The sequence below is a fragment of the Streptomyces sp. ICBB 8177 genome, assembly GCF_003144095.1.
GTDB lineage: Bacteria > Actinomycetota > Actinomycetes > Streptomycetales > Streptomycetaceae > Streptantibioticus_D.
In genome coordinates, this window is record NZ_NSKH01000018.1 from 2,365,751 (window position 1) to 2,387,576 (window position 21,826).

Sequence of the window (21,826 nt, forward strand, 5' to 3'; positions counted from 1 at the left end):
CCGGAGTCGGCGCGAGCGCGATGCCACCCCCGTGTGACGGCGTCCGCACCGAAACCACGCAGTAATTTCTCCGCCGCCGCCAGGCGGCACACCGCCCCGGATCCGGGCAGCACACGAAAGGCCCGAATCCGGACAGCACAACCGGTCGCCGAGCCGATCTGGCCGACGCCCGCTCCAGGGAAGGACCCTTCGTGAGCGACACCACCGATCTGATGGGCGTACGCGCAGAGAACGCTGCCGCCGCGTCCGATGCCGCGCCTGCCACCGGTGCTGCCACTGGTACGGCCACCCGGCGCCGCAGGACAGGCACCGGCCTTGAGGGCATGGTGCTGGCCGAGCTGCAGCAAGTGGCCTCCGGCCTCGGCATCAAGGGCACCGCGCGGATGCGCAAGGGCCAGCTGATCGAGGTCATCAAGGAGCGCCAGGCAGGCGGTGGCACCGCCGCCGCGCCGGCCGCCGACGCGCCGGCCGACAAGCCCAAGCGCCGTGCCACCTCCCGGGCGCGCACCGGCGAGGCCCCCTCCGCCGACGCCGCCAAGGCCGGTTCGGCAGAGGGCCAGCAGCAGATCGACATCCCCGGCCAGCCCGCCGGTGACAAGCCCGCCGAGCGCCGCGCCCGCCGCGCCCCCGAGGAGCCGCAGGCCGACGCGAAGCCGGCCGCCGAGGCCCGCACCGACAAGGCCGAGCGCGCCGAGCGCGGTGACAAGGCCGACCGCGGCGCCGACAAGGCCGACCGCGCCGACCGCAAGGACGACGCCGACTCCGCCCGTTCCGAGGGCCAGGGCGACCGCGAGGGCCGCCGGGACCGCGGCCAGGGCCAGCAGGGCCAGGACCGCGGTCAGGGCGGCCAGGGCGGCAAGAACGACCGCCAGGAGCGCGGCGAGCGCCGCCAGCGCGACCGCCGCCGCGGCGAGGACGGCGGCGCCCAGGGCGGCGGCGACGGAAACCGCCAGCAGCGCGACCGCCGGGGCGACGACAGCGCCGAGGACGACTTCGAGGGCGGCCGCCGTGGCCGTCGTGGCCGCTACCGCGACCGCCGTGGCCGTCGTGGCCGCGAGGACTTCGCGAACGAGCCGCAGCTCGCCGAGGACGACGTCCTGATCCCGGTCGCCGGCATCCTGGACATCCTGGACAACTACGCGTTCATCCGCACCTCCGGCTACCTGCCCGGGCCGAACGACGTCTACGTCTCGCTCGCCCAGGTCCGCAAGAACGGCCTGCGCAAGGGTGACCACGTCACCGGCGCGGTGCGGCAGCCCAAGGACGGGGAGCGGCGCGAGAAGTTCAACGCGCTGGTGCGGCTGGACTCGGTCAACGGGATGTCCCCGGAGACCGGCCGGGGCCGCCCCGAGTTCGGCAAGCTCACCCCGCTGTACCCGCAGGAGCGGCTGCGGCTGGAGAGCGAGCCGGGCTCGCTGACCCCGCGCATCATCGACCTGGTCGCCCCCATCGGCAAGGGACAGCGTGGTCTGATCGTCTCGCCGCCCAAGGCGGGCAAGACGATGATCATGCAGTCCATCGCCAACGCCATCACGCACAACAACCCCGAGTGCCACCTGATGGTCGTCCTGGTGGACGAGCGGCCCGAAGAGGTCACCGACATGCAGCGGTCGGTCAAGGGCGAGGTCATCTCCTCGACCTTCGACCGCCCGGCCGAGGACCACACCACCGTCGCCGAGCTGGCCATCGAGCGCGCCAAGCGCCTGGTGGAGCTGGGCCACGACGTGGTCGTGCTGCTGGACTCCATCACCCGTCTGGGCCGCGCCTACAACCTGGCGGCGCCGGCGTCCGGCCGCATCCTGTCCGGTGGTGTCGACTCGACCGCGCTGTACCCGCCGAAGAAGTTCTTCGGCGCCGCGCGCAACATCGAGGACGGCGGCTCGCTGACCATCCTGGCCACCGCGCTGGTCGAGACCGGCTCGCGGATGGACGAGGTGATCTTCGAGGAGTTCAAGGGCACCGGCAACATGGAGCTCAAGCTCGACCGCAAGCTCGCCGACAAGCGCATCTTCCCCGCGGTGGACGTCGACGCGTCCGGCACCCGCAAGGAGGAGATCCTGCTCGGCAACGAGGAGCTGGCGATCACCTGGAAGCTGCGCCGGGTGCTGCACGCGCTCGACTCGCAGCAGGCCATCGAGCTGCTGCTGGACAAGATGAAGCAGACCAAGTCCAACGGCGAGTTCCTGATGCAGATCGCCAAGACCACCCCCGGCAACGGCGACTGACCGCCCGTCACCGGACCGTCGTACGCCCCCGTCACACACGTTGTGGCGGGGGCGTACGCGTGGATGGCAAGCCCCTTTCGGACCGCCCCAATGCCGCCCTGGCGACGCTGTACGACGGGTACCAGGGCACCGGCACCGCCTCGCACCCGGCCTCCCGGATCAAGGTCGGCTTCGGCTGCAACGGCTACCGCCTGAGCTGACACCCGCCTCGCGCCCGGTTCTTCCGGTACATCCGGTTGTGCGCCGGGCGCCCCGGGAGATTAACGCCACACCGCGCCCTTCCGGCGCATGGGTCCGTACCCATCCTGACCAGGGCGGATGCGGGCCCTTTCGGTTCCGGTGGGATTCCGGGGCACGGGAACCGGCCCTTGAGGATGGGACGTCGTCCCCACAGGAACAGGTCATACCTGAATCCCGGATATGGGGGCATAAGCGAACCGAGGCGAGAGGCGAAGCCCATGACGGACCAGCCCGAGCCCGGGAGCGGACAGCACGCCCCGGGCGACCGAATACCCGCCGGCCGCGGGTTCCCGCTGCGGGGCTCCGGCCGCCGCCGCAAGCCGCGCTCCAGGGGCTGGAAGATCGCCGTGTGGACCCTGGCGGGCCTGGTCGCCCTGGGCGGCGCGGGCACCGGCTTCCTGTACTACAAGCTCAACGGCAACCTCACCGGCGTCGACATCAACGCCGAGCTGGGCACCGACCGCCCGGCGGACGTGGACAACGGATCGATGGACATCCTGGTCCTCGGCTCCGACTCCCGCTCCGGCGCCAACCGCGAGTACGGCCGCGACGAGGGCGGCGCCCGCTCCGACACCGCGATGATCGTCCACGTCTACCCCGGCCACAGGAAGGCCACCGTGGTCAGCATCCCCCGCGACACCCTCGTCGACCGGCCCGCGTGCAAGCTGCCCGGCGGCGGCACCGCGCCCGCCCGCAGTGACGACATGTTCAACGACGCCTACGCCACCGGCGGCCCGGCCTGCGCGGTCAAGACGGTCGAGTCGATGACCGGGATCCGCATGGACCACTACCTCGAGGTGGACTTCACCGGCTTCAAGAACCTGGTCAACGCCATGGGCGGCGTCCCGGTCACCACGACCAGGGCCATCGACGACCCCGACAGCCACCTGGACCTCCCGGCGGGCCGGCACACCCTGGACGGCGAGCAGGCGCTCGGCCTGGTCCGTACCCGCCACGCGGTCGGCGACGGCAGCGACCTCGGCCGCATCCAGCTCCAGCAGGCGTTCGTCAAGGCGCTGATCGGCCGGGCCGGCGACGTCGGGCTGCTCACCGACCCGGCCAAGCTCTACGACATGGCCGACACCGCGACCAAGGCTCTGACCACCGACTCGGCCCTGGCCTCGGTCGGCAGGCTGGTCGGCTTCGCGCAGAGCCTGCGGGGCGTCGGCGCGGGCGGCCTGACCATGATCACGATGCCGGTGACCTACGACCCCGCCGACCCCGACCGGGTCGTCCCGCTGACCGGCCAGGACCACCAGATGTGGGCGGCCCTGCGCGCCGACAGGCCGGTCCCGGCCTCCGCCACCAAGGGCTCGGCGGGCGCGGACACCGGAGCCGGCGGCGTGGTCACCCCGCAGCCCTCCCGGTCCGCGACGGCCGGCCACTGACCCCCAGGCCTCCGTCCGCACGCCGCTGACCAGGCACGCCGTCCTCGCCGGAGGGCTCGCGGGGCTCCGGCGAGCCACGCGGAATACTTCGGGCGTCCACCCGGTTTGGGGAGTACGGGCCTGTCCTGGCAGACTGGTCCGCTGGCCCCGGTTCACGATGCGCAATCCCGCGCCTCGACCCGGAGCCCTCCCGAAACCTAGGAGCACCCTTGAAGCGCGACATTCACCCGGAGTACGTGGAGACCCAGGTCACCTGCACCTGCGGCGCCTCGTTCACCACCCGCAGCACCAAGACCGACGGCGCCATCCGTGCCGACGTCTGCTCGGCCTGCCACCCCTTCTACACCGGCAAGCAGAAGATCCTCGACACCGGTGGCCGCGTGGCCCGCTTCGAGGCCCGCTTCGGCAAGAACGCCGGTTCCGCCAAGAAGTAGCGGCCCGCACGCCGGTTCCCGGCCGTCCCCGTCGCGGGGCGGCCGGAACCGGCGTTTGTCATCCCCGCTCCATCCCTGCCCCATCCCGTTTGATCCCGCGCCATCCCGTACCCACGAGGGAACCCGAAGATGTTCGAGGCGGTCGAGGAACTGATCGGCGAGCACGCCGACCTCGAAAAGACGCTTGCCGACCCGGCGGTCCACGCCGACCAGGCGAACGCGCGCAAGCTCAACAAGCGCTACGCGGAGCTGACCCCGATCGTCGGCACCTACCGGGAGTGGAAGCAGACCGGTGAGGACATCGCGACCGCCCGTGAACTGGCCGCCGAGGACCCGGAGTTCGCCGCCGAGGTCAAGGAGCTGGACCGGCACCGCGAACAGCTGACCGAGCGGCTGCGCCTGCTGCTGGTCCCGCGCGACCCCAGCGACGACAAGGACGTCATCCTGGAGGTCAAGGCGGGCGAGGGCGGCGAGGAGTCCGCGCTGTTCGCCGGCGACCTGCTGCGGATGTACCTGCGCTACGCGGAACGCCTCGGCTGGAAGACCGAGATCCTCGACGCCAACGGCTCCGACCTGGGCGGCTACAAGGACGTGCAGGTGGCCGTGAAGGCGCGCGGCACCGTCGAGCCGGGCCAGGGCGTGTGGGCCCGCCTGAAGTACGAGGGCGGCGTCCACCGCGTGCAGCGCGTGCCCGCCACCGAGTCGCAGGGCCGCATCCACACCTCCGCCGCCGGCGTCCTGGTCACCCCGGAGGCCGAGGAGGTCGAGGTCGAGATCGGCCCCAACGACCTGCGCGTCGACGTCTACCGCTCCTCCGGCCCCGGCGGCCAGTCGGTCAACACCACCGACTCCGCCGTGCGCATCACGCACCTGCCCACCGGGCTGGTGGTCTCCTGCCAGAACGAGAAGAGCCAGCTGCAGAACAAGGAGTCGGCGATGCGCATCCTGCGCTCCCGGCTGCTGGCCGCCGCCCAGGAGGAGGCCGAGCGCGAGGCGTCCGACGCCCGCCGCAGCCAGGTGCGCACGGTCGACCGCTCGGAGCGCATCCGCACCTACAACTTCCCCGAGAACCGGATCTCGGACCACCGGGTCGGGTTCAAGGCGTACAACTTGGACCAGGTCCTCGACGGGGACCTCGACGCGGTCATCCAGGCCTGCGTCGACGCCGACTCGGCGGCCAAGCTCGCCGCCGCCCAGTGAGCGACGCCTCGTACGTCCGCCCAGGAGAAGGAGCTTAGGGCCGTGAACCTGCTGCTCGCCGAGGTGGCGCAGGCCACCCAGCGGCTGGCCGACGCCGGCGTGCCCTCCCCGCGCTTCGACGCGGAGGAACTGGCCGCGTACGTGCACGGGGTCAAGCGCGGCGAGCTGCACAACGTGCCCGACGCGGACTTCGACGCCCGCTACTGGGAGGCCGTCGCGCGGCGCGAGAACCGCGAGCCGCTCCAGCACATCACCGGCCGCGCGTTCTTCCGCTACCTCGAACTCCAGGTGGGACCCGGGGTGTTCGTGCCCCGGCCGGAGACCGAGTCGGTGGTGGGCTGGGCGATAGACGCGGTACGCGCGATGGACGTCGCGGAACCGGTCATCGTGGACCTGTGCACCGGCTCCGGCGCCATCGCGCTCGCGCTCGCCCAGGAGGTCCCGCGCTCGCGCGTGCACGCCGTCGAGCTGGACGAGGGCGCGCTGTACTGGACCCGCAGGAACGTCGAGGGCTCCCGCGTCGTGCTGCACCAGGGCGACGCGCTGACCGCGCTGCCCGAGCTGAACGGCCACGTCGACCTGGTCGTCAGCAACCCGCCGTACATCCCGCTCACCGAGTGGGAGTACGTCGCCCCCGAGGCGCGCGACCACGACCCCCAACTGGCCCTGTTCTCCGGCGAGGACGGCCTCGACACCATCCGCGGCATCGAGCGCACCGCGCACCGGCTGCTGCGCCCCGGCGGCCTGGTCGTCGTCGAGCACGCGGACACCCAGGGCGGGCAGGTCCCGTGGATCTTCAACGAGGAGACCGGCTGGGCCGACGCCGCCGACCACCGCGACCTCAACAACCGGCCCCGCTTCACGACCGCCCGGAAGGCGACCCCGTGACCGCGCGCCCCACCGCACCGCACGCCCCCCTGGAGGACCGCTGATGGCTCGCCGCTACGACTGCTCCGACGCCGCCGACCGCGCCACCGGGCTGCGCGAGGCGACCTCCGCCGTGCGCCGCGGCGAACTCGTGGTGCTGCCCACCGACACCGTCTACGGCATCGGCGCCGACGCGTTCTCCGCCGAGGCGGTCGGCGACCTGCTCCAGGCCAAGGGCCGGGGCCGCAACATGCCCTCCCCGGTGCTGGTCGGCTCGCCCAACACGCTGCACGGACTGGTCACCGACTTCTCCGAGAAGGCCTGGGAACTCGTCGACGCCTTCTGGCCCGGCGCGCTCACCCTGGTCGCCCGCCACCAGCCGTCGCTCGCCTGGGACCTCGGCGACTCGCGCGGCACCGTCGCGGTGCGCATGCCGCTGCACCCGGTCGCCATCGAACTGCTCACCGAGACCGGCCCGATGGCGGTCTCCAGCGCCAACCTCACCGGCCACCCCTCGCCGCAGACCTGCGACGCCGCGCAGGAGATGCTCGGCGACTCCGTCTCGGTCTACCTCGACGGCGGCCCGACCCCGGCGGCCGTGCCGTCCTCCATCGTGGACGTCACCGGCCCGGTCCCGCTCCTCCTGCGCGCCGGCGCGATCAGCGCCGAGGAACTGCGCAAGGTCGTGCCCGACCTTCAGGAGTCGAATTGACCGGTCCCGACGTGCGACGGGACACCCGGGACACCGAGGGCGGCCCCTTCGGCGCGGACCGCTTCCGGGTGCTGTACGTGTGCACCGGAAGCGTCTGCCGCTCGCCGATCGCCGAGCGGCTGACCCGCCTGGAGCTGCGCCGCAGGCTCGGTCCCGGGGCCGAGCAGATCGCGGTGCGCAGCGCGGGCACCTGGGGCCACGTCGGCGCGCCCATGGAGGCGCACGCGGCCACCGTGCTGACCGAGTACGGCGCCGACCCGGCCGGCTTCAGCGGGCGTGAACTGCTCGACGAGCACGTCATCGAGGCCGACCTGGTGCTCACCGCGACCCGCGACCACCGCGCCCAGGTCATCTCGATGGGCCACGCCGCGGGCCTGCGCACCTTCACGCTCAAGGAGTTCACCCGGCTGGTGCGGGCCATAGACCCCGCGACGCTGCCCGAGGGCGGCGTCATCGACCGCGCCCGCGCGCTGGTGCGGGCCGCCGCGGCGCTGCGCGGCTGGCTGCTGGCCCCCAGCGCCGAGGCCGACGAGGTCTACGACCCGTACGGCGCCCCGGTGACCGTCTTCCGGCACATCGGCGCCGAGATCCACACCGCGCTCGACCCGGTGGTCACCGCGCTCACCGGCGTACCCGCCCCCGCGCACTCCTGACGACACGCGCCCCGCCGGACCGCTGAACGGAGCACGGCCGCAGCGCGCGCCCCGCCCCGCGCGCCTACAGTTGGACCATGGCCCCGCCAGGGGCCGTACCCCAACGCACGCCGGGAGCGGCCGTTATGACGGTTGCCAGGACCACCCAGCCCGCTCGCCCGCCCGGTCGGGCCACCGCGGCCACGTACGGGCCGCAGGCGGCCGACTTCGAGGCGCTGCGCGCCCAGGACCCGGAGCTGGCCGGAGTGCTGCTGGCCGAGTACGAACGGCAGACGGCCGGGCTCCAGCTGATCGCCGCCGAGAACTTCGCCTCCCCGGCCGTGCTCGCCGCCCTCGGCTCGCCGCTGGCCAACAAGTACGCCGAGGGCTACCCCGGCCGGCGCCACCACGGCGGCTGCGAACTCGTCGACCTCGCCGAGCGGATCGCGGTGGAGCGGGCGTGCGCGCTCTTCGGCGCCGACCACGCCAACGTCCAGCCGTACTCCGGCTCCTCGGCCGTCCTGGCGGCGTACGCGGCCCTCCTGGTGCCCGGTGACACGGTGCTGGCGATGTCGCTGCCGCACGGCGGCCACCTCACCCACGGCAGCCCGGCCAACTTCTCCGGCCGGTGGTTCGACTTCGCCGGGTACGGCGTCGACCCGGTGACCGGGCTCATCGACTACGACGAGGTGCGCGACCTGGCGCTGGCCCGCCGCCCCAAGGCGATCGTCGCAGGCTCCATCGCGTACCCGCGCCACATCGACCACGCCGCCTTCCGCGCGATCGCCGACGAGGTGGACGCCTACCTCGTGGTGGACGCCGCCCACACCCTCGGCCTGGTCGCGGGCGGCGCGGCGCCGAGTCCGGTGCCGTACGCCGACGTGGTGTGCGCCACCACCCACAAGACGCTGCGCGGGCCCCGCGGCGGCCTGCTGCTGTGCCGGGCGGAGCTGGCGCAGCGGGTGGACCGCGCGGTCTTCCCGTTCACCCAGGGCGGCCCGCAGATGCACAGCGTCGCGGCGACCGCGGTGGCGCTCGGCGAGGCAGCGAGCCCCGCGTTCCGCGAGTACGCCCGGCGCACGGTGGCCAACGGCCGCGCGCTGGCCGCCGCGCTCGCCGCCGAGGACGTCACCCCGCAGACCGGCGGCACCGACACCCACCTGGTCACCGCGGACGTCACCGCGCTGTGCCCCGGCGGCGGCCTCGCCGCCCGCGGCCGGTGCGCCGCCGCCCGCGTCTACCTCGACAAGGTGCCGCTCCCCGGCGACCTGCGACCGCCCGCCCCGCCCGGCCTGGTGCGCGGTGTGAGACTCGGCACGGCGGCCGTCACCACCCAGGGCATGGGGGAGTCCCAGATGGCCGAGATCGCGTCCCTGGTGGCCCGCGCGCTGCGCGAGGAACCCGGTGTCGCCGCCGACGCCGCGGCCCTGGCCTGCGCTTTCCCGCCCTATCCGGCGGGCGGCCCCGAGCGCGCCGCGGCGCTCGGGGCGCAGCGCCCGGCGGGACGGACGTGAGCTTTGTGAAGACGAGGTGCAACCGTTCGCGGTTCCTGTGTGTCCTCACCTTTGTTCACGCTCCCCGCTCGGAGGCGAATAAGGTGTGACACCGTGCGCGAATACCTCCTGACACTCTGCGTCGCAGCGGCGGTCACCTACCTGCTGACCGGCCCGGTGCGGAAGTTCGCCATCGCCGCGGGGGCGATGCCGGCCATCCGCGCCCGCGACGTGCACCGCGAGCCCACGCCCCGGCTCGGCGGCATCGCGCTCTTCGGCGGCCTGTGCGCCGGTCTGCTGGTTGCCTCGCAGCTGACCAACCTCAGCGACGTCTTCAAGCTCTCCAACGAGCCGCGCGCCCTGCTGTCGGGCGCCGGGCTGATCTGGCTGCTGGGCGTGCTGGACGACAAGTGGGGCGTGGACGCGCTGATCAAGCTCGGCGGCCAGATGATCGCCGCCGGCGTGATGGTGATGCAGGGGCTCACCATCCTGTGGCTGCCGGTGCCCGGCGTCGGGCCGGTCGCGCTCAGCCCGATCCAGTCGACGCTGCTGACGGTGGCGCTGGTGGTCATCACCATCAACGCGGTCAACTTCGTCGACGGCCTCGACGGCCTGGCCGCCGGCATGGTGTGCATCGCCGCGATCGCGTTCTTCCTGTACGCCTACCGCCTGTGGTTCGGCTACGGCGTCGAGCAGGCGGCGCCCGCGGCCCTGTTCAGCGCCATCCTGGTCGGCATGTGCGCGGGCTTCCTGCCGCACAACATCCACCCGGCCCGCATCTTCATGGGCGACTCGGGCTCGATGCTGATCGGCCTGGTCATGGCGGCCTCCGCGATCTCGGTGACCGGGCAGGTCGACCCGGACGTGATCACCAACACCACCGGGTCGCTGCGCAGCACCGTGCACGAGATGGTCCCGGTCTACATCCCGCTGCTGCTGCCGCTCACCCTCATCGCCATCCCGGCCGCCGACCTGGTGCTCGCCGTCGTGCGCCGCACCTGGAACGGGCAGTCGCCGTTCGCCGCCGACCGCGGCCATCTGCACCACCGGCTGCTGGAGATCGGGCACTCGCACAGCCGGGCCGTGCTGATCATGTACTTCTGGTCGGCGCTGATCGCGTTCGGCACGGTGGCCTTCTCGGCCCGCTCCTCCAGCATGTGGATCCTGCTGGTCGTGGTGGTGCTGAGCGCGCTCGGCCTGGTCGTCCTGCTCTCCCCGCGCTTCAAGCCGCGCGCCCCGCGCTGGGCCGAGGGGTTCCTGCCCCCGCGCTACCGGGCTGGCGCCCGCTCGGCCGCCACGACCGCGGCGGACGCCGCCGACGCGGCGGTCCGCGAGACCGGGACGCTCACCGGGCTGCACGGCGCCACGGCGATCGGCGACCGTGCGCCGCAGACGGACCGACAGAGCGTCACCAGCATCAGGTGACGAAACAGGGCCATCCGGGCGAACCGGCTGCTCCCGACGGCGGTCAGCCGAAAGCGCTCATCTGTAACCCCCAAGTGTGACAGTGAGCACACGAGGTAGGTAAAGACCTCATCAAATAGTTTGTGATACCGTTCACGAAAGCCGGGACGTGAGCCGAAGGCCAGAGCCGATTCCTCAGCACTGGTCGCGCGGCCGCGGTCCTCTCAGCTCCCCGACCGCGGGACGGGAGGCGCCCCGCCCGGCCTTATCCTCGATCGACACGGCCCGCCGCCCGGGCCGACGCTCGTCCAGGCACGCGCCACCCGCCCCCGACCCCCGCCGGAGCTGCCCCCCATGCAGTCCAACGACGCCCGGATCCTCCGGGGCGCCGCGATCGTCGCCGCCCCGGTGGGAATCGTCGCCACTGTCGTCAGCGCGCTCGTCGCGGGCGGCAAGGGCCTGATCGGTGGTGCCGTCGCGCTCGCCGTGGTCGCCGTCTTCTTCGGCCTGGGCTCCTGGGCGGTCATGCGCCTCACCCAGGACCGGCCGCAGGCCGCGATGATGGCCGGCCTCCTGGTCTACACGGTGCAGATCCTGGTCATCGGCGTCTTCATCGTCGTCTTCAGCGGAACCACCCTCTTCAGCCCCCGGGCCTTCGGAATCAGCCTGCTGGTCACCGCGCTCGCCTGGGTGGGCGGACAGGTCAAGCAGACCCTCACCAGCCGCATGCTCTACGTCGACCCCAAGCCCTCCGTGCCGGCCAAGCGGGACGCGGACCTGGTGAAGACGGAGTCCGGCGATGGCGTATAAGGGGCGGGTAAAGCCGCTTGATCCCCATCTGCTATCGTCCGGAATCGCATCCGGCCGTGGGGGCCCCTCTGGTTCGAAGAGGGTGCCGCCCCCTCGGCCAGCGGTGTACTCGGACCCGGATCGGTTTGCGCGGCACGGGTCCCGGGTGCCCGGTCTTCGGTGCAGGCTCCTAGTGGACCGCGGTGGCTCCGCCACGCCATGTCCCCAGTGCCGACCAGCGGCTCCACCAGCCGCGCTGACACACAAGGTTGCAGTTACTTATGCGTCACGACGAAGGAGTCACGGGTGAGTGCCCACACGCTGCTCGCTGAGAGCGGATGCCACATCAACGCGCACTGTGCATTTCCCGCGCCGGGCCTCAACTCGTTCGACTTCAAGCCGATCTTCAGCATCGGGAGCGTCGACTTCACCAAGCCGATGCTCCTCGCGGTCATCTGCATGCTGATCGTCGTCGGCTTCTTCTGGGCGGCCTTCAGCAAGCCGAAGCTGGTCCCCGGCAAGCTGCAACTGGTCGGCGAGATCGGCTACAACTTCATCGCCCGCAGCATCGCGCGCGAGGTGATCGGCAAGAAGGGCGACAAGTACGTCCCCTTCCTCGCCTCGATCTTCTTCTTCGTGTGGCTGATGAACATCATGTCCATCATCCCGCTCGCGCAGTTCCCCGTCGCGTCGCGATTCGCCTTCCCCGTGGGCCTGGCGCTGCTGGTGTGGATCACCTACATGTTCCTGACGTTCAAGACCCACGGTTTCCGGGGCGGCGTCAAGAACCTGGTCTGGCTGGACAACCTGCCCAAGCCCATCGTGCCGCTGATCGTCCTGCTGGAGTTCCTGCAGAACGTCATCCTGCGCCCGTTCACCCTGGCGGTGCGGCTGTGGGCCAACATGTTCGCCGGCCACATGCTCATCGTGGTCTTCAGCGTCGCGAGCTGGTACCTGCTGACCCCGTCGATCATGTCGGCGGTCGCGGGCAGCTCCTTCGTCCTGGCGGCCGGCATGACCGCCTTCGAGCTGCTGATCCAGTTCCTGCAGGCGTACATCTTCACGCTGCTCGCCTCGATCTACATCAGCGGAGCGCTCGAAGAGGGTCACTGACCCCCGGATCGACCCCTTCACCAGACTTCCGCCGGGAAGCCCCCCAGCGGACCGCATCACACAGGAAGACAGGGAAATGTCTCTCGAGCTTGTCAACCTCGCCGCCTCCACCACCACCGCCGGCCGTCTGGGCGCCGTCGCCTACGGTCTCGCCGCGATCGGCCCGGGTGTGGGTATCGGCCTGGTCTTCGGCCACTCCATCGAGGCCATGGCCCGTCAGCCCGAGGCCATGCCCATCATCCGCACCAACATGTTCCTCGGCTTCGCCCTCTGCGAGGTGCTCGCGCTTCTCGGCCTGGTGGCGCCGTTCATCTTCCAGAAGTGAGCTAGTTACCCACCAGCCACTCGACGAAAGGTTCAGACATGATCGCCTTCCTGGCTGAGGGAGGAGCGCAGAACCCGCTCATCCCCGACACCACGGAACTGATCGTCGGCCTGCTCTGCTTCTTCATCGTCTTCGGCGTCCTCGGAAAGAAGCTCCTGCCGAACATCCAGAAGACCCTGGAAGAGCGCCGCGACGCGATCGAGGGTGGCCTGGAACGGGCGGAGAAGGCCCAGGAAGACGCCACCCGGACGCTTGAGCAGTACAAGGCCCAGCTCGCCGAGGCCCGTCACGAGGCCAACCGGCTGCGCCAGGAGGCGCAGGAGCAGGGCGCCACGCTCATCGCCGAGATGCGGTCCGAGGGCCAGCGCCAGCGCGAGGAGATCGTCAGCGCCGGCCACGCGCAGATCGAGTCCGACCGCCGCCAGGCCGCCCAGACCCTGCGGCAGGACGTGGGCCAGCTGGCCACCGAACTGGCGGGCAAGCTGGTCGGCGAGTCCCTGGAGGACCACGCCCGGCAGAGCCGCGTGATCGACCGCTTCCTCGACGAGCTTGAGGAGAAGGCCGAGGCGGCGCGATGAACGGAGCGAGCCGCGAGGCCCTGGGCGCCGCGCGCGAGCGCCTCGACGCGCTGACGGACAACACCGCCGTCGACGTGGTCGCGCTCGCCGAGGACCTGGCCGCCGTGACCGCGCTGCTCGACCGCGAGGTGTCGCTGCGCCGGATCCTCACCGACCCGTCGCAGTCCGGCGAGGCCAAGGCCGAGCTGGTGACGCGTCTGCTGTCCGGTCAGGTCCGCAGCGAGACCTCCGACCTGGTGGCCGGCCTCGTCCGGTCCCGGTGGTCCGCCCCGCGCGACCTGGTCGACGCGATCGAGGAGCTGGGCGAGAGCGCCGAGCTGATCGGCGCGCAGCGGGCCGGCGTGCTGGACGACGTGGAGGACGAGCTGTTCCGCACCGCGCGGATCATCGCCTCCGCGCCCGACCTGCGGGCCGCGCTCAGCGACCCGGCCGCGGAGGGCTCGGCGCGGGCCGGGCTGATCACCGGACTGCTGGGCGGCCGGGCGCAGCCCGTCACGACCCGGCTGGTCGCGCGTCTTGTCGCGCTGCCGCGGGGCCGTAGCCTGGAAGCGGGGCTCGACGCCCTCTCCAAGCTGGCCGCGGCGCGCCGCGGCCGGGTGGTCGCGGTGGTCACGACGGCGATCCCGCTGTCCGACCAGCACAAGCAGCGGCTCGGCGCGGCGCTCGCCAAGCTGTACGGCCGCCAGGTGCACCTGAACCTCGACGTGGACCCCGGTGTCCTCGGCGGGATCATCGTGCGGGTGGGCGACGAGGTCATCGACGGCTCCGTCGCCAGCCGCCTCGAAGAGGCGACCCGGCGGCTGGCCGGCTGACCGGCCACCAACCTAGATAGCACTGAAGCGGCCCTGGTTGGGCCGTAGCGGAGGTCCTCCGGGGACGAGCCCCGGGGCCGGGACCGCCGCGAGTAACTTCGGGCCCAACAAGGAGAGCAGGGAACCCAGATGGCGGAGCTCACGATCCGGCCGGAGGAGATCCGGGACGCGCTGGAGAATTTCGTCCAGTCGTACAAGCCGGACGCGGCCTCGCGCGAGGAGGTCGGGACGGTCAGCGTTGCCGGCGACGGCATCGCGAAGGTCGAGGGTCTTCCCTCGGCCATGGCGAACGAGCTGCTGAAGTTCGAGGACGGCACGCTCGGCCTCGCCCTCAACCTGGAGGAGCGGGAGGTCGGCGCCGTCATCCTCGGTGAGTTCAGCGGCATCGAGGAGGGGCAGACGGTTCGCCGTACCGGCGAGGTGCTGTCCGTCGCGGTCGGCGAGGGCTACCTCGGCCGCGTCGTCGACCCGCTGGGCAACCCGATCGACGGCCTCGGCGAGATCGAGACCGAGGGCCGCCGCGCCCTCGAACTCCAGGCCCCCACGGTCATGCAGCGCAAGTCGGTGCACGAGCCGATGCAGACCGGCCTGAAGGCCGTCGACGCGATGACCCCGATCGGCCGCGGCCAGCGTCAGCTGATCATCGGCGACCGGCAGACCGGCAAGACCGCCCTCGCCGTCGACACGATCATCAACCAGCGCGACAACTGGCGCTCGGGCGACCCGAAGAAGCAGGTCCGCTGCATCTACGTCGCCATCGGCCAGAAGGGCTCCACCATCGCGTCCGTGCGCGGTGCGCTGGAGGAGGCCGGCGCCCTGGAGTACACGACCATCGTCGCCGCCCCGGCGTCCGACCCGGCGGGCTTCAAGTACCTCGCCCCCTACACCGGGTCCGCGATCGGCCAGCACTGGATGTACCAGGGCAAGCACGTCCTGATCGTCTTCGACGACCTGTCCAAGCAGGCCGACGCCTACCGCGCGGTCTCCCTGCTGCTGCGCCGCCCGCCGGGCCGTGAGGCCTACCCGGGCGACGTCTTCTACCTGCACTCGCGTCTGCTGGAGCGCTGCGCCAAGCTCTCCGACGAGATGGGCGCCGGTTCCATGACCGGTCTGCCGGTCGTCGAGACCAAGGCCAACGACGTGTCGGCGTTCATCCCGACCAACGTCATCTCCATCACCGACGGCCAGTGCTTCCTGGAGTCCGACCTGTTCAACGCGGGCCAGCGGCCGGCACTCAACGTCGGTATCTCGGTCTCCCGTGTCGGTGGCTCCGCCCAGCACAAGGCGATGCGCCAGGTCTCCGGCCGGCTGCGCGTGGACCTCGCCCAGTACCGCGAGCTGGAGGCGTTCGCCGCCTTCGGTTCCGACCTGGACGCGGCCTCCAAGGCGGCCCTGGAGCGCGGCAAGCGCATGGTCGAGCTGCTCAAGCAGGGCCAGTACGCGCCGTACTCCGTCGAGGAGCAGGTCGTCTCCATCTGGGCCGGCACCAACGGCAAGCTGGACGACGTCCCCGTCGAGGACATCCGCCGCTTCGAGCGCGAGCTGCTGGACTGGCTGGAGCGCGAGAAGAAGGAACTGCTGACCAGCATCCGCGAGGGCGGCAAGATGGCCGACGAGACCATCGAGGCGATCTCCGACGCGGTCGACACCTTCAAGAAGCAGTTCGAGACCTCGGACGGCAAGCTGCTGGGTGAGGGCTGAGCATGGGCGCCCAACTTCGGGTCTACAAGCGCCGTATCCGCTCCGTCACCGCCACCAAGAAGATCACCAAGGCGATGGAGATGATCGCCGCCGCGCGCATCGTCAAGGCGCAGCGCGCGGTGGCGGCGTCGACCCCGTACGCCGATGAGCTGACCCGCGCCGTCTCCGCGGTGGCCCAGGGTGCGAACAACAAGCACCCGCTGACCACCGAGGTGGACAACCCCCGCCGTGCCGCGGTGCTGCTCGTCACGAGCGACCGCGGCCTGGCCGGCGGTTACTCCGCCAACGCGATCAAGGCCGCCGACCGGCTGTCGGAGCGCCTGCGCTCCGAGGGCAAGGAGGTCGTGCCGTACGTCGTGGGCCGCAAGGGTGTGGCGTACTACGCCTTCCGCAACCGGGACGTCGAGCAGTCGTGGACCGGCTTCACCGACAGCCCGACGTACGCGGACGCCAAGCGGGTCGCCGATCCGCTGATCGAGGCGGTCACGCGGGACACCGCCGAGGGCGGCGTGGACGAACTGCACATCGTCTTCACCGAGTTCGTCTCGATGCTGTCGCAGGCGCCGGTCGAGCGCCGGATGCTGCCGCTCAGCCTCTCCGCGTCGGAGGAGACCGAGCAGCCCGCGGGACCGCGGGCCCTGTTCGAGTTCGAGCCGTCCGCCGAGGGCGTGCTGGACGCGCTGCTGCCGCGGTACGTCGAGAGCCGGATCTACAACGCTCTGCTGCAGTCGGCCGCTTCCGAGCACGCCGCCCGCCGCCGGGCGATGAAGTCGGCGACCGACAACGCCGAGGAACTCATCAAGTCGCTCTCGCGGCTTGCCAACGCGGCCCGCCAGGCCGATATCACCCAGGAAATCAGCGAGATCGTCGGTGGCGCTTCCGCCCTCGCCGACGCGACCGCGGGGAGTGACTGACACCATGACAACCTCTGTTGAGACGGCCACTGAGGCGGTCGCCACGACGGGCCGTGTCTCGCGAGTCATCGGCCCGGTCGTCGACGTGGAGTTCCCCGTCGACGCGATGCCGGAGATCTACAACGCGCTGCACGTCGACGTGGCCGACCCGGCCAACGCGGGCGAGACCCGGACCCTGACCCTCGAGGTGGCCCAGCACCTCGGCGAGGGCATGGTCCGCGCGATCTCCATGCAGCCCACCGACGGTCTGGTCCGCCAGGCCGTGGTGACCGACACCGGCGAGGGCATCACCGTGCCCGTCGGCGACGTCACCAAGGGCCGGGTGTTCAACACCCTCGGCCAGATCCTGAACGAGCCGGAGGCGGAGTCCGAGGTCACCGAGCGGTGGGCGATCCACCGCAAGGCCCCGGCGTTCGACCAGCTCGAGTCCAAGACCGAGATGTTCGAGACCGGCCTGAAGGTCGTCGACCTGCTGACCCCGTACGTCAAGGGCGGCAAGATCGGCCTGTTCGGTGGCGCGGGTGTGGGCAAGACCGTCCTCATCCAGGAAATGATCATGCGTGTGGCCAAGCTGCACGAGGGCGTTTCCGTGTTCGCCGGCGTCGGCGAGCGCACCCGTGAGGGCAACGACCTGATCGAGGAGATGGCCGAGTCCGGCGTTCTGCCGCAGACCGCGCTGGTCTTCGGCCAGATGGACGAGCCGCCGGGCACCCGTCTGCGGGTCGCGCTGGCCGGCCTGACGATGGCGGAGTACTTCCGCGACGTCCAGAAGCAGGACGTGCTGTTCTTCATCGACAACATCTTCCGCTTCACCCAGGCCGGTTCCGAGGTCTCCACGCTGCTCGGCCGCATGCCCTCCGCGGTGGGCTACCAGCCGAACCTGGCGGACGAGATGGGTCTGCTCCAGGAGCGCATCACCTCGACCCGCGGTCACTCGATCACCTCGATGCAGGCGATCTACGTCCCCGCGGACGACCTGACCGACCCGGCCCCGGCGACCACCTTCGCGCACCTCGACGCGACGACGGTGCTCTCCCGGCCGATCTCGGAGAAGGGCATCTACCCGGCGGTGGACCCGCTGGACTCGACGTCCCGCATCCTGGACCCGCGCTACATCTCGCAGGAGCACTACGACACCGCCATGCGCGTCAAGGGCATCCTGCAGAAGTACAAGGACCTCCAGGACATCATCGCGATCCTCGGCATCGACGAGCTGGGCGAGGAGGACAAGCTCACCGTCCACCGCGCCCGCCGCATCGAGCGCTTCCTGTCGCAGAACACCCACGCGGCGAAGCAGTTCACCGGTGTCGACGGCTCGGACGTGTCGCTGGACGAGTCCGTCTCGGCGTTCAACTCCATCGCCGACGGTGAGTTCGACCACTTCCCGGAGCAGGCGTTCTTCATGTGCGGTGGCCTGGACGACCTGAAGGCCAACGCCAAGAAGCTGGGCGTCTCCTGACGCCTCGCGCCCATCACGCGTGACGAGGGGCGGGCTGGTCCCGCCCCTCTCCCGCACCCCGTTATCCTGTGACCCAACACCCGCCGTCCCCGGCGGGTGGAGACCCGAGGAGCCATCTTGGCCGAGCTGCACGTCGAGCTGGTCGCCGCCGACCGCAAGGTCTGGTCGGGCGACGCCACGATCGTCGTCGCGCGCACGGCGTCGGGCGACGTAGGCATCATGGCGGGCCACACTCCGCTCCTCAGCGTGCTGGAGTCCGACCCGGTGACCATCCGCACCACGGACGGCGGCACCGTCGTCGCCGCGGTGCACGGAGGATTCATCACGTTCTCCGACAACAAGCTCTCGATCCTCGCGGAGATCGCCGAGCTCGCCGAGGAGATCGACGTCGAGCGCGCAGAGCGGGCTCTGCAGCGCGCCAAGTCGGAGACCGACGGCGCCGCCCAGCGTCGCGCCGACGTCCGGCTGCGCGCTGTCGCGGGCGCGCGCTGACACCACGCGACCCAAGGCCGCGGACCGCTCACGAGGCGGTCCGCGGCCCGGTCGCAACGAGAGCGGTTTTTTCTCTGATACGGGTCCGGCCACGGCGGACGTGAGGCGAGGAGGTCGACGGGCATGGTCCTCGCTCTGCAGGCGTTCGGCGTGGTCGTGGCGGTCGCCGCCCTGGGCCTGTTCGTCTTCGGCCTGCGCCGCCGCCTGATCCAGCGCCCCGGCGGCACCTTCGACTGCTCGCTGCGCCTCCCCGGCGACCCCGCGGCCCAGCCGTCCGGCAAGGGCTGGGTGTACGGCGTGGCGCGCTACAGCGGTGACCGCGTCGAGTGGTTCCGGGTCTTCTCCTACGCGCCCCGGCCGCGGCGCGTCCTGGAACGCGCCGCGATCGAGGTCGTCCAGCGCCGCACCCCGCAGGGCGAGGAGGAGCTGGCGCTGCTGTCGGACGCGTACGTACTGACCTGTACGCACCAGGGACTGACCCTGGAGCTGGCGATGAGCGAGGACGCCCTGACGGGCTTCCTGGCCTGGCTGGAGGCCGCCCCACCCGGCCAGCGCGTCAACGTGGCCTGAGGCGGGCCGACGTACCTGCGCGTCACCGTGGCTGGGGGCGGGCCGACCTACCCATGCGTCACCGTGGCCTGAGGCGGGCCGACCTACCCACGCGTCACCGTGCCCGGCGCGACCTTCCCTACCCGCGCCGCCGCGTCCTCACCGCTCCCCGCCCGGCACCCACAGCACGTCCCCCCGCTCCACGTTGGCCGTCCTCGCCAGGATGCTGTGCTTTCCCGGGGGATAACCCCCGGACCCCCAGCCCGTCGTAGTCACCGGGGACTGGGAAGTCACCGCTCCCCGCCCGGCACCCACAGCACGTCCCCCCGCTCCACGTTGGCCGTCCTCGCCAGGATGAAGAGCAGGTCCGACAGGCGGTTGAGGTACTTCGCGGTGAGGGGGTTCATCTCCTCGCCGTGACTCTCCAGCGCCGCCCACGTCGAGCGTTCCGCGCGGCGGACCACCGTGCAGGCCTGGTGGAGCAGCGCCGCGCCGGGCGTGCCGCCGGGGAGGATGAAGCTGCGCAGCTTCCCCAGCGGCTCCAGGAAGCGGTCGCAGTCCGCCTCCAGCTTGTCGACGTAGGCCTGCTCGACCCGCAGCGGCGGGTACTTCGGGTCCTCGACCACCGGCGTCGCCAGGTCCGCGCCCACGTCGAACAGGTCGTTCTGCACGCGGGTCAGCACCGCCGCGACCTCCTCCGGCAGGCCCCCCAGCGCCAGCGCCACCCCGATCGCCGCGTTGGCCTCGTTCACGTCGGCGTAGGCGCCGATGCGCGGATCGGTCTTGCGGGCCCGGCTCATGTCGCCCAGGGCGGTCGTGCCGTCGTCTCCGGTGCGGGTGTAGATGCGCGTCAGATTGACCATGCGCCAGACTCTAGGTCAGGCCGTCGCACCGGGTGCGCGGGGCGCGTGCGGCGAAGAACACACCGTGACGCGGGCCTCTTCCTGCTGCGCCGGGGCGTGAACGAGCGTTAAGGTCCGGCCAACAACGTCGACAGTGGGGTGTGTCTCGTGGCGAAGAAGCTGGCCGTCATCGGAGCCGGCCTGATGGGCTCCGGCATTGCTCAGGTCTCCGCGCAGGCGGGTTACGACGTGATCCTGCGCGATGTCACCGACGAGGCGCTGGCTCGCGGCAAGGGCGGCATCGCCGCGTCCTACGAGAAGTTCGTCGCCAAGGGGAAGCTCACCGCCGAGCAGGCCGAGGCCGCCCTCGGCCGGATCACCACCACGACCGACCTGGACGCCGTCGCCGACGCCGACATCGTCGTCGAGGCGGTCTTCGAGAAGATCGAGGTCAAGCAGGAGATCTTCCGCGCCCTCGACAAGCTGGTCCGCGACGACGCGGTACTCGCCTCCAACACCTCCGCGATCCCGATCACCAAGATCGCCGCGGTCACCGAGCGCCCGGAGCGGGTCGTCGGCACCCACTTCTTCTCACCCGTCCCGCTGATGCAGCTGTGCGAGCTGGTGCGCGGCTACAAGACCAGCGACGAGACGCTGGCCACCGCGCGGGCGTTCGCCGAGGAGATCGGCAAGACCTGCGTCGTCGTCAACCGCGACGTGGCGGGCTTCGTCACCACCCGCCTGATCTCCGCCCTGGTCGTCGAGGCGGTCAAGCTCTACGAGTCCGGGGTGGCCTCCGCCGAGGACATCGACGTCGCCTGCAAGCTGGGCTTCGGCCACGCCATGGGCCCGCTGGCCACCACCGACCTGACCGGCGTGGACATCCTGCTGCACGCCACCGGCAACATCTACACCGAGTCGCAGGACGAGAAGTTCGCCCCGCCGGAGCTGATGCGGCGCATGGTCGACGCGGGCGACATCGGCCGCAAGAGCGGTCAGGGCTTCTACCGCTACTGAGTCGCGGGCCCAGGCCACTGAGTCGCGGGCCCGGGCCACTGAGTCGCGGGCCCGCCGTCGCCACGCCGTGGGCCGAGTGGACGCCGACAGGCGACGCCCACCGCCCACGGCAGCGGCGAAGCGCCGAGGCCACCGCACGCCATCACCCCATGGAGTGAATTCGGTATCGGTTCGCTCACGGACGGCAACCCCGGGGTGCGACGGATCGTCAGTTGCGTTGAGACTGAGGGGGTCACCGAACCCCGGAGCACCAATGGGAGCGCGCATGCACATCAAGGGCGACCACGCCCGGCTCGTTGTCGGGGGACGCCTCGACGTACGCAGCGCGGCGGACGCCCGGGCGGTGCTGCACACCGCGCTCGACGCCGGCCACGGTGACCTGGTGCTCGACCTGACCGACCTCGACTCCTGGGACGCCACCGGCCTGGGCGTCATCATGGGGGCCCACCGCCGCGCGGGCCGCGCCAACCGGCGGCTGGTGCTGCGTGGGGTGCCGCCGCAGATGCAGCGGCTGCTCATCGCCACCCGGCTGCACCGCATCCTCACCATCGACGGCGGCCCCCTGGACGCCGCGCCCGCCGACGAGCTCCCGGCGGACCCCCTCCCGCACGCCTGAGGCGCGCCCCGGCGCCCCGCGATC

The 21,826-nt window shown here is 71.5% G+C and carries 23 protein-coding genes; 22 read left to right on the top strand and 1 reads right to left on the bottom strand.

Annotation, left to right across the window (positions count from 1 at the left end; genetic code table 11):
* Window positions 1–191 precede the first annotated feature (191 nt).
* The 20 genes from rho (at window position 192) to CK485_RS19260 (ending at window position 19,348) form a co-directional block, all read left to right on the top strand.
* Window positions 192–2,225, top strand: coding sequence for a transcription termination factor Rho (gene rho / locus CK485_RS19170; RefSeq protein ID WP_199239393.1), 2,034 nt, complete (start codon window positions 192–194; stop codon window positions 2,223–2,225).
* A 59-nt stretch (window positions 2,226–2,284) separates the two neighbouring features.
* Window positions 2,285–2,425, top strand: a complete 141-nt coding sequence (locus CK485_RS28805) for a hypothetical protein (RefSeq protein ID WP_158288226.1) — start codon at window positions 2,285–2,287, stop codon at window positions 2,423–2,425.
* 258 nt (window positions 2,426–2,683) lie between these two features.
* Entirely contained in the window at window positions 2,684–3,853 is a 1,170-nt protein-coding gene (locus tag CK485_RS19175; protein WP_109452168.1) for an LCP family protein, read from the top strand.
* Between the two features lie 209 nt (window positions 3,854–4,062).
* Window positions 4,063–4,287, top strand: a complete 225-nt coding sequence (gene rpmE, locus CK485_RS19180; RefSeq protein WP_109452169.1) for a 50S ribosomal protein L31 — start codon at window positions 4,063–4,065, stop codon at window positions 4,285–4,287.
* A 129-nt stretch (window positions 4,288–4,416) separates the two neighbouring features.
* Window positions 4,417–5,487 carry a peptide chain release factor 1 gene (prfA, locus tag CK485_RS19185; protein WP_109452171.1) on the top strand — a complete coding sequence of 357 codons (1,071 nt, stop codon included), beginning with the start codon at window positions 4,417–4,419 and terminating at the stop codon, window positions 5,485–5,487.
* A gap of 42 nt (window positions 5,488–5,529) precedes the next feature.
* Window positions 5,530–6,375 (top strand): peptide chain release factor N(5)-glutamine methyltransferase, encoded by an 846-nt coding sequence (gene prmC / locus CK485_RS19190; RefSeq protein ID WP_109452173.1) that lies wholly within the window; start codon window positions 5,530–5,532, stop codon window positions 6,373–6,375.
* Window positions 6,376–6,418: 43 nt separating this feature from the next.
* Window positions 6,419–7,066, top strand: a complete 648-nt coding sequence (locus CK485_RS19195) for an L-threonylcarbamoyladenylate synthase (protein WP_109452175.1) — start codon at window positions 6,419–6,421, stop codon at window positions 7,064–7,066.
* Between the two features lie 11 nt (window positions 7,067–7,077).
* A complete protein-coding gene (locus tag CK485_RS19200) occupies window positions 7,078–7,719 on the top strand; it encodes a protein-tyrosine-phosphatase (RefSeq protein ID WP_109453270.1) in 642 nt (213 codons plus the stop codon).
* A 125-nt stretch (window positions 7,720–7,844) separates the two neighbouring features.
* Window positions 7,845–9,212, top strand: coding sequence for a serine hydroxymethyltransferase (gene glyA, locus CK485_RS19205; protein WP_109452177.1), 1,368 nt, complete (start codon window positions 7,845–7,847; stop codon window positions 9,210–9,212).
* A 93-nt stretch (window positions 9,213–9,305) separates the two neighbouring features.
* Window positions 9,306–10,616, top strand: coding sequence for an MraY family glycosyltransferase (locus tag CK485_RS19210; protein WP_109452179.1), 1,311 nt, complete (start codon window positions 9,306–9,308; stop codon window positions 10,614–10,616).
* A 333-nt stretch (window positions 10,617–10,949) separates the two neighbouring features.
* The gene (locus CK485_RS19215) at window positions 10,950–11,405 is read left to right on the top strand and encodes a hypothetical protein (protein ID WP_109452181.1); all 456 of its coding nucleotides are present in this window, start codon (window positions 10,950–10,952) and stop codon (window positions 11,403–11,405) included.
* 285 nt (window positions 11,406–11,690) lie between these two features.
* Window positions 11,691–12,497, top strand: coding sequence for a F0F1 ATP synthase subunit A (gene atpB / locus CK485_RS19220; RefSeq protein WP_109452183.1), 807 nt, complete (start codon window positions 11,691–11,693; stop codon window positions 12,495–12,497).
* 76 nt (window positions 12,498–12,573) lie between these two features.
* Window positions 12,574–12,822, top strand: coding sequence for an ATP synthase F0 subunit C (atpE, locus tag CK485_RS19225; RefSeq protein ID WP_109452185.1), 249 nt, complete (start codon window positions 12,574–12,576; stop codon window positions 12,820–12,822).
* Window positions 12,823–12,860: 38 nt separating this feature from the next.
* Entirely contained in the window at window positions 12,861–13,400 is a 540-nt protein-coding gene (locus CK485_RS19230) for a F0F1 ATP synthase subunit B (protein ID WP_109452187.1), read from the top strand.
* Window positions 13,397–14,212, top strand: coding sequence for a F0F1 ATP synthase subunit delta (locus CK485_RS19235; protein ID WP_109452189.1), 816 nt, complete (start codon window positions 13,397–13,399; stop codon window positions 14,210–14,212). The genes CK485_RS19230 and CK485_RS19235 overlap by 4 nt, the downstream gene beginning before the upstream one ends.
* A 129-nt stretch (window positions 14,213–14,341) precedes the next feature.
* Window positions 14,342–15,913, top strand: coding sequence for a F0F1 ATP synthase subunit alpha (atpA, locus tag CK485_RS19240; RefSeq protein WP_109452191.1), 1,572 nt, complete (start codon window positions 14,342–14,344; stop codon window positions 15,911–15,913).
* Window positions 15,914–15,915: 2 nt separating this feature from the next.
* Complete coding sequence (locus CK485_RS19245) at window positions 15,916–16,827, top strand: F0F1 ATP synthase subunit gamma (protein WP_109452193.1); 912 nt, start codon at window positions 15,916–15,918, stop codon at window positions 16,825–16,827.
* 4 nt (window positions 16,828–16,831) lie between these two features.
* Entirely contained in the window at window positions 16,832–18,286 is a 1,455-nt protein-coding gene (gene atpD, locus CK485_RS19250; RefSeq protein ID WP_109452195.1) for a F0F1 ATP synthase subunit beta, read from the top strand.
* 114 nt (window positions 18,287–18,400) lie between these two features.
* On the top strand, window positions 18,401–18,778 hold the full coding sequence (locus tag CK485_RS19255) for a F0F1 ATP synthase subunit epsilon (protein WP_109453272.1): 378 nt from the start codon (window positions 18,401–18,403) through the stop codon (window positions 18,776–18,778).
* A 123-nt stretch (window positions 18,779–18,901) separates the two neighbouring features.
* Window positions 18,902–19,348 carry a DUF2550 domain-containing protein gene (locus CK485_RS19260; RefSeq protein WP_109452197.1) on the top strand — a complete coding sequence of 149 codons (447 nt, stop codon included), beginning with the start codon at window positions 18,902–18,904 and terminating at the stop codon, window positions 19,346–19,348.
* A 269-nt stretch (window positions 19,349–19,617) separates the two neighbouring features.
* Here the strand turns inward: CK485_RS19260 and CK485_RS19265 are convergent, their stop codons facing one another.
* Window positions 19,618–20,190 (bottom strand): cob(I)yrinic acid a,c-diamide adenosyltransferase, encoded by a 573-nt coding sequence (locus CK485_RS19265; RefSeq protein WP_109452199.1) that lies wholly within the window; start codon window positions 20,188–20,190, stop codon window positions 19,618–19,620.
* A 147-nt stretch (window positions 20,191–20,337) separates the two neighbouring features.
* Here CK485_RS19265 and CK485_RS19270 point away from each other — a divergent pair, with 147 nt between their 5' ends.
* Together CK485_RS19270 and CK485_RS19275 are read left to right on the top strand one after the other, a co-directional pair.
* Window positions 20,338–21,186: a 3-hydroxyacyl-CoA dehydrogenase family protein gene (locus CK485_RS19270; protein WP_109452201.1), complete on the top strand. Its 849-nt coding sequence runs from the start codon at window positions 20,338–20,340 to the stop codon at window positions 21,184–21,186.
* Window positions 21,187–21,451: 265 nt separating this feature from the next.
* Window positions 21,452–21,802, top strand: a complete 351-nt coding sequence (locus CK485_RS19275) for an STAS domain-containing protein (RefSeq protein WP_109453274.1) — start codon at window positions 21,452–21,454, stop codon at window positions 21,800–21,802.
* The last annotated feature ends 24 nt before the right edge of the window (window positions 21,803–21,826 follow it).

What these genes read in the sequence shown, in the direction of transcription:
- CK485_RS19175 (WP_109452168.1), top strand. Translation starts at nt 2,684, where the DNA reads ATGACGGACCAGCCCGAGCCCGGGAGCGGACAGCACGCCCCGGGCGAC.
- prfA (WP_109452171.1), top strand. Translation starts at nt 4,417, where the DNA reads ATGTTCGAGGCGGTCGAGGAACTGATCGGCGAGCACGCCGACCTCGAA.
- CK485_RS19195 (WP_109452175.1), top strand. Translation starts at nt 6,419, where the DNA reads ATGGCTCGCCGCTACGACTGCTCCGACGCCGCCGACCGCGCCACCGGG.
- glyA (WP_109452177.1), top strand. Translation starts at nt 7,845, where the DNA reads ATGACGGTTGCCAGGACCACCCAGCCCGCTCGCCCGCCCGGTCGGGCC.
- CK485_RS19215 (WP_109452181.1), top strand. Translation starts at nt 10,950, where the DNA reads ATGCAGTCCAACGACGCCCGGATCCTCCGGGGCGCCGCGATCGTCGCC.
- atpE (WP_109452185.1), top strand. Translation starts at nt 12,574, where the DNA reads ATGTCTCTCGAGCTTGTCAACCTCGCCGCCTCCACCACCACCGCCGGC.
- CK485_RS19230 (WP_109452187.1), top strand. Translation starts at nt 12,861, where the DNA reads ATGATCGCCTTCCTGGCTGAGGGAGGAGCGCAGAACCCGCTCATCCCC.
- CK485_RS19235 (WP_109452189.1), top strand. Translation starts at nt 13,397, where the DNA reads ATGAACGGAGCGAGCCGCGAGGCCCTGGGCGCCGCGCGCGAGCGCCTC.
- atpA (WP_109452191.1), top strand. Translation starts at nt 14,342, where the DNA reads ATGGCGGAGCTCACGATCCGGCCGGAGGAGATCCGGGACGCGCTGGAG.
- CK485_RS19245 (WP_109452193.1), top strand. Translation starts at nt 15,916, where the DNA reads ATGGGCGCCCAACTTCGGGTCTACAAGCGCCGTATCCGCTCCGTCACC.
- atpD (WP_109452195.1), top strand. Translation starts at nt 16,832, where the DNA reads ATGACAACCTCTGTTGAGACGGCCACTGAGGCGGTCGCCACGACGGGC.
- CK485_RS19260 (WP_109452197.1), top strand. Translation starts at nt 18,902, where the DNA reads ATGGTCCTCGCTCTGCAGGCGTTCGGCGTGGTCGTGGCGGTCGCCGCC.
- CK485_RS19265 (WP_109452199.1), bottom strand. Translation starts at nt 20,190, where the DNA reads ATGGTCAATCTGACGCGCATCTACACCCGCACCGGAGACGACGGCACG.
- CK485_RS19275 (WP_109453274.1), top strand. Translation starts at nt 21,452, where the DNA reads ATGCACATCAAGGGCGACCACGCCCGGCTCGTTGTCGGGGGACGCCTC.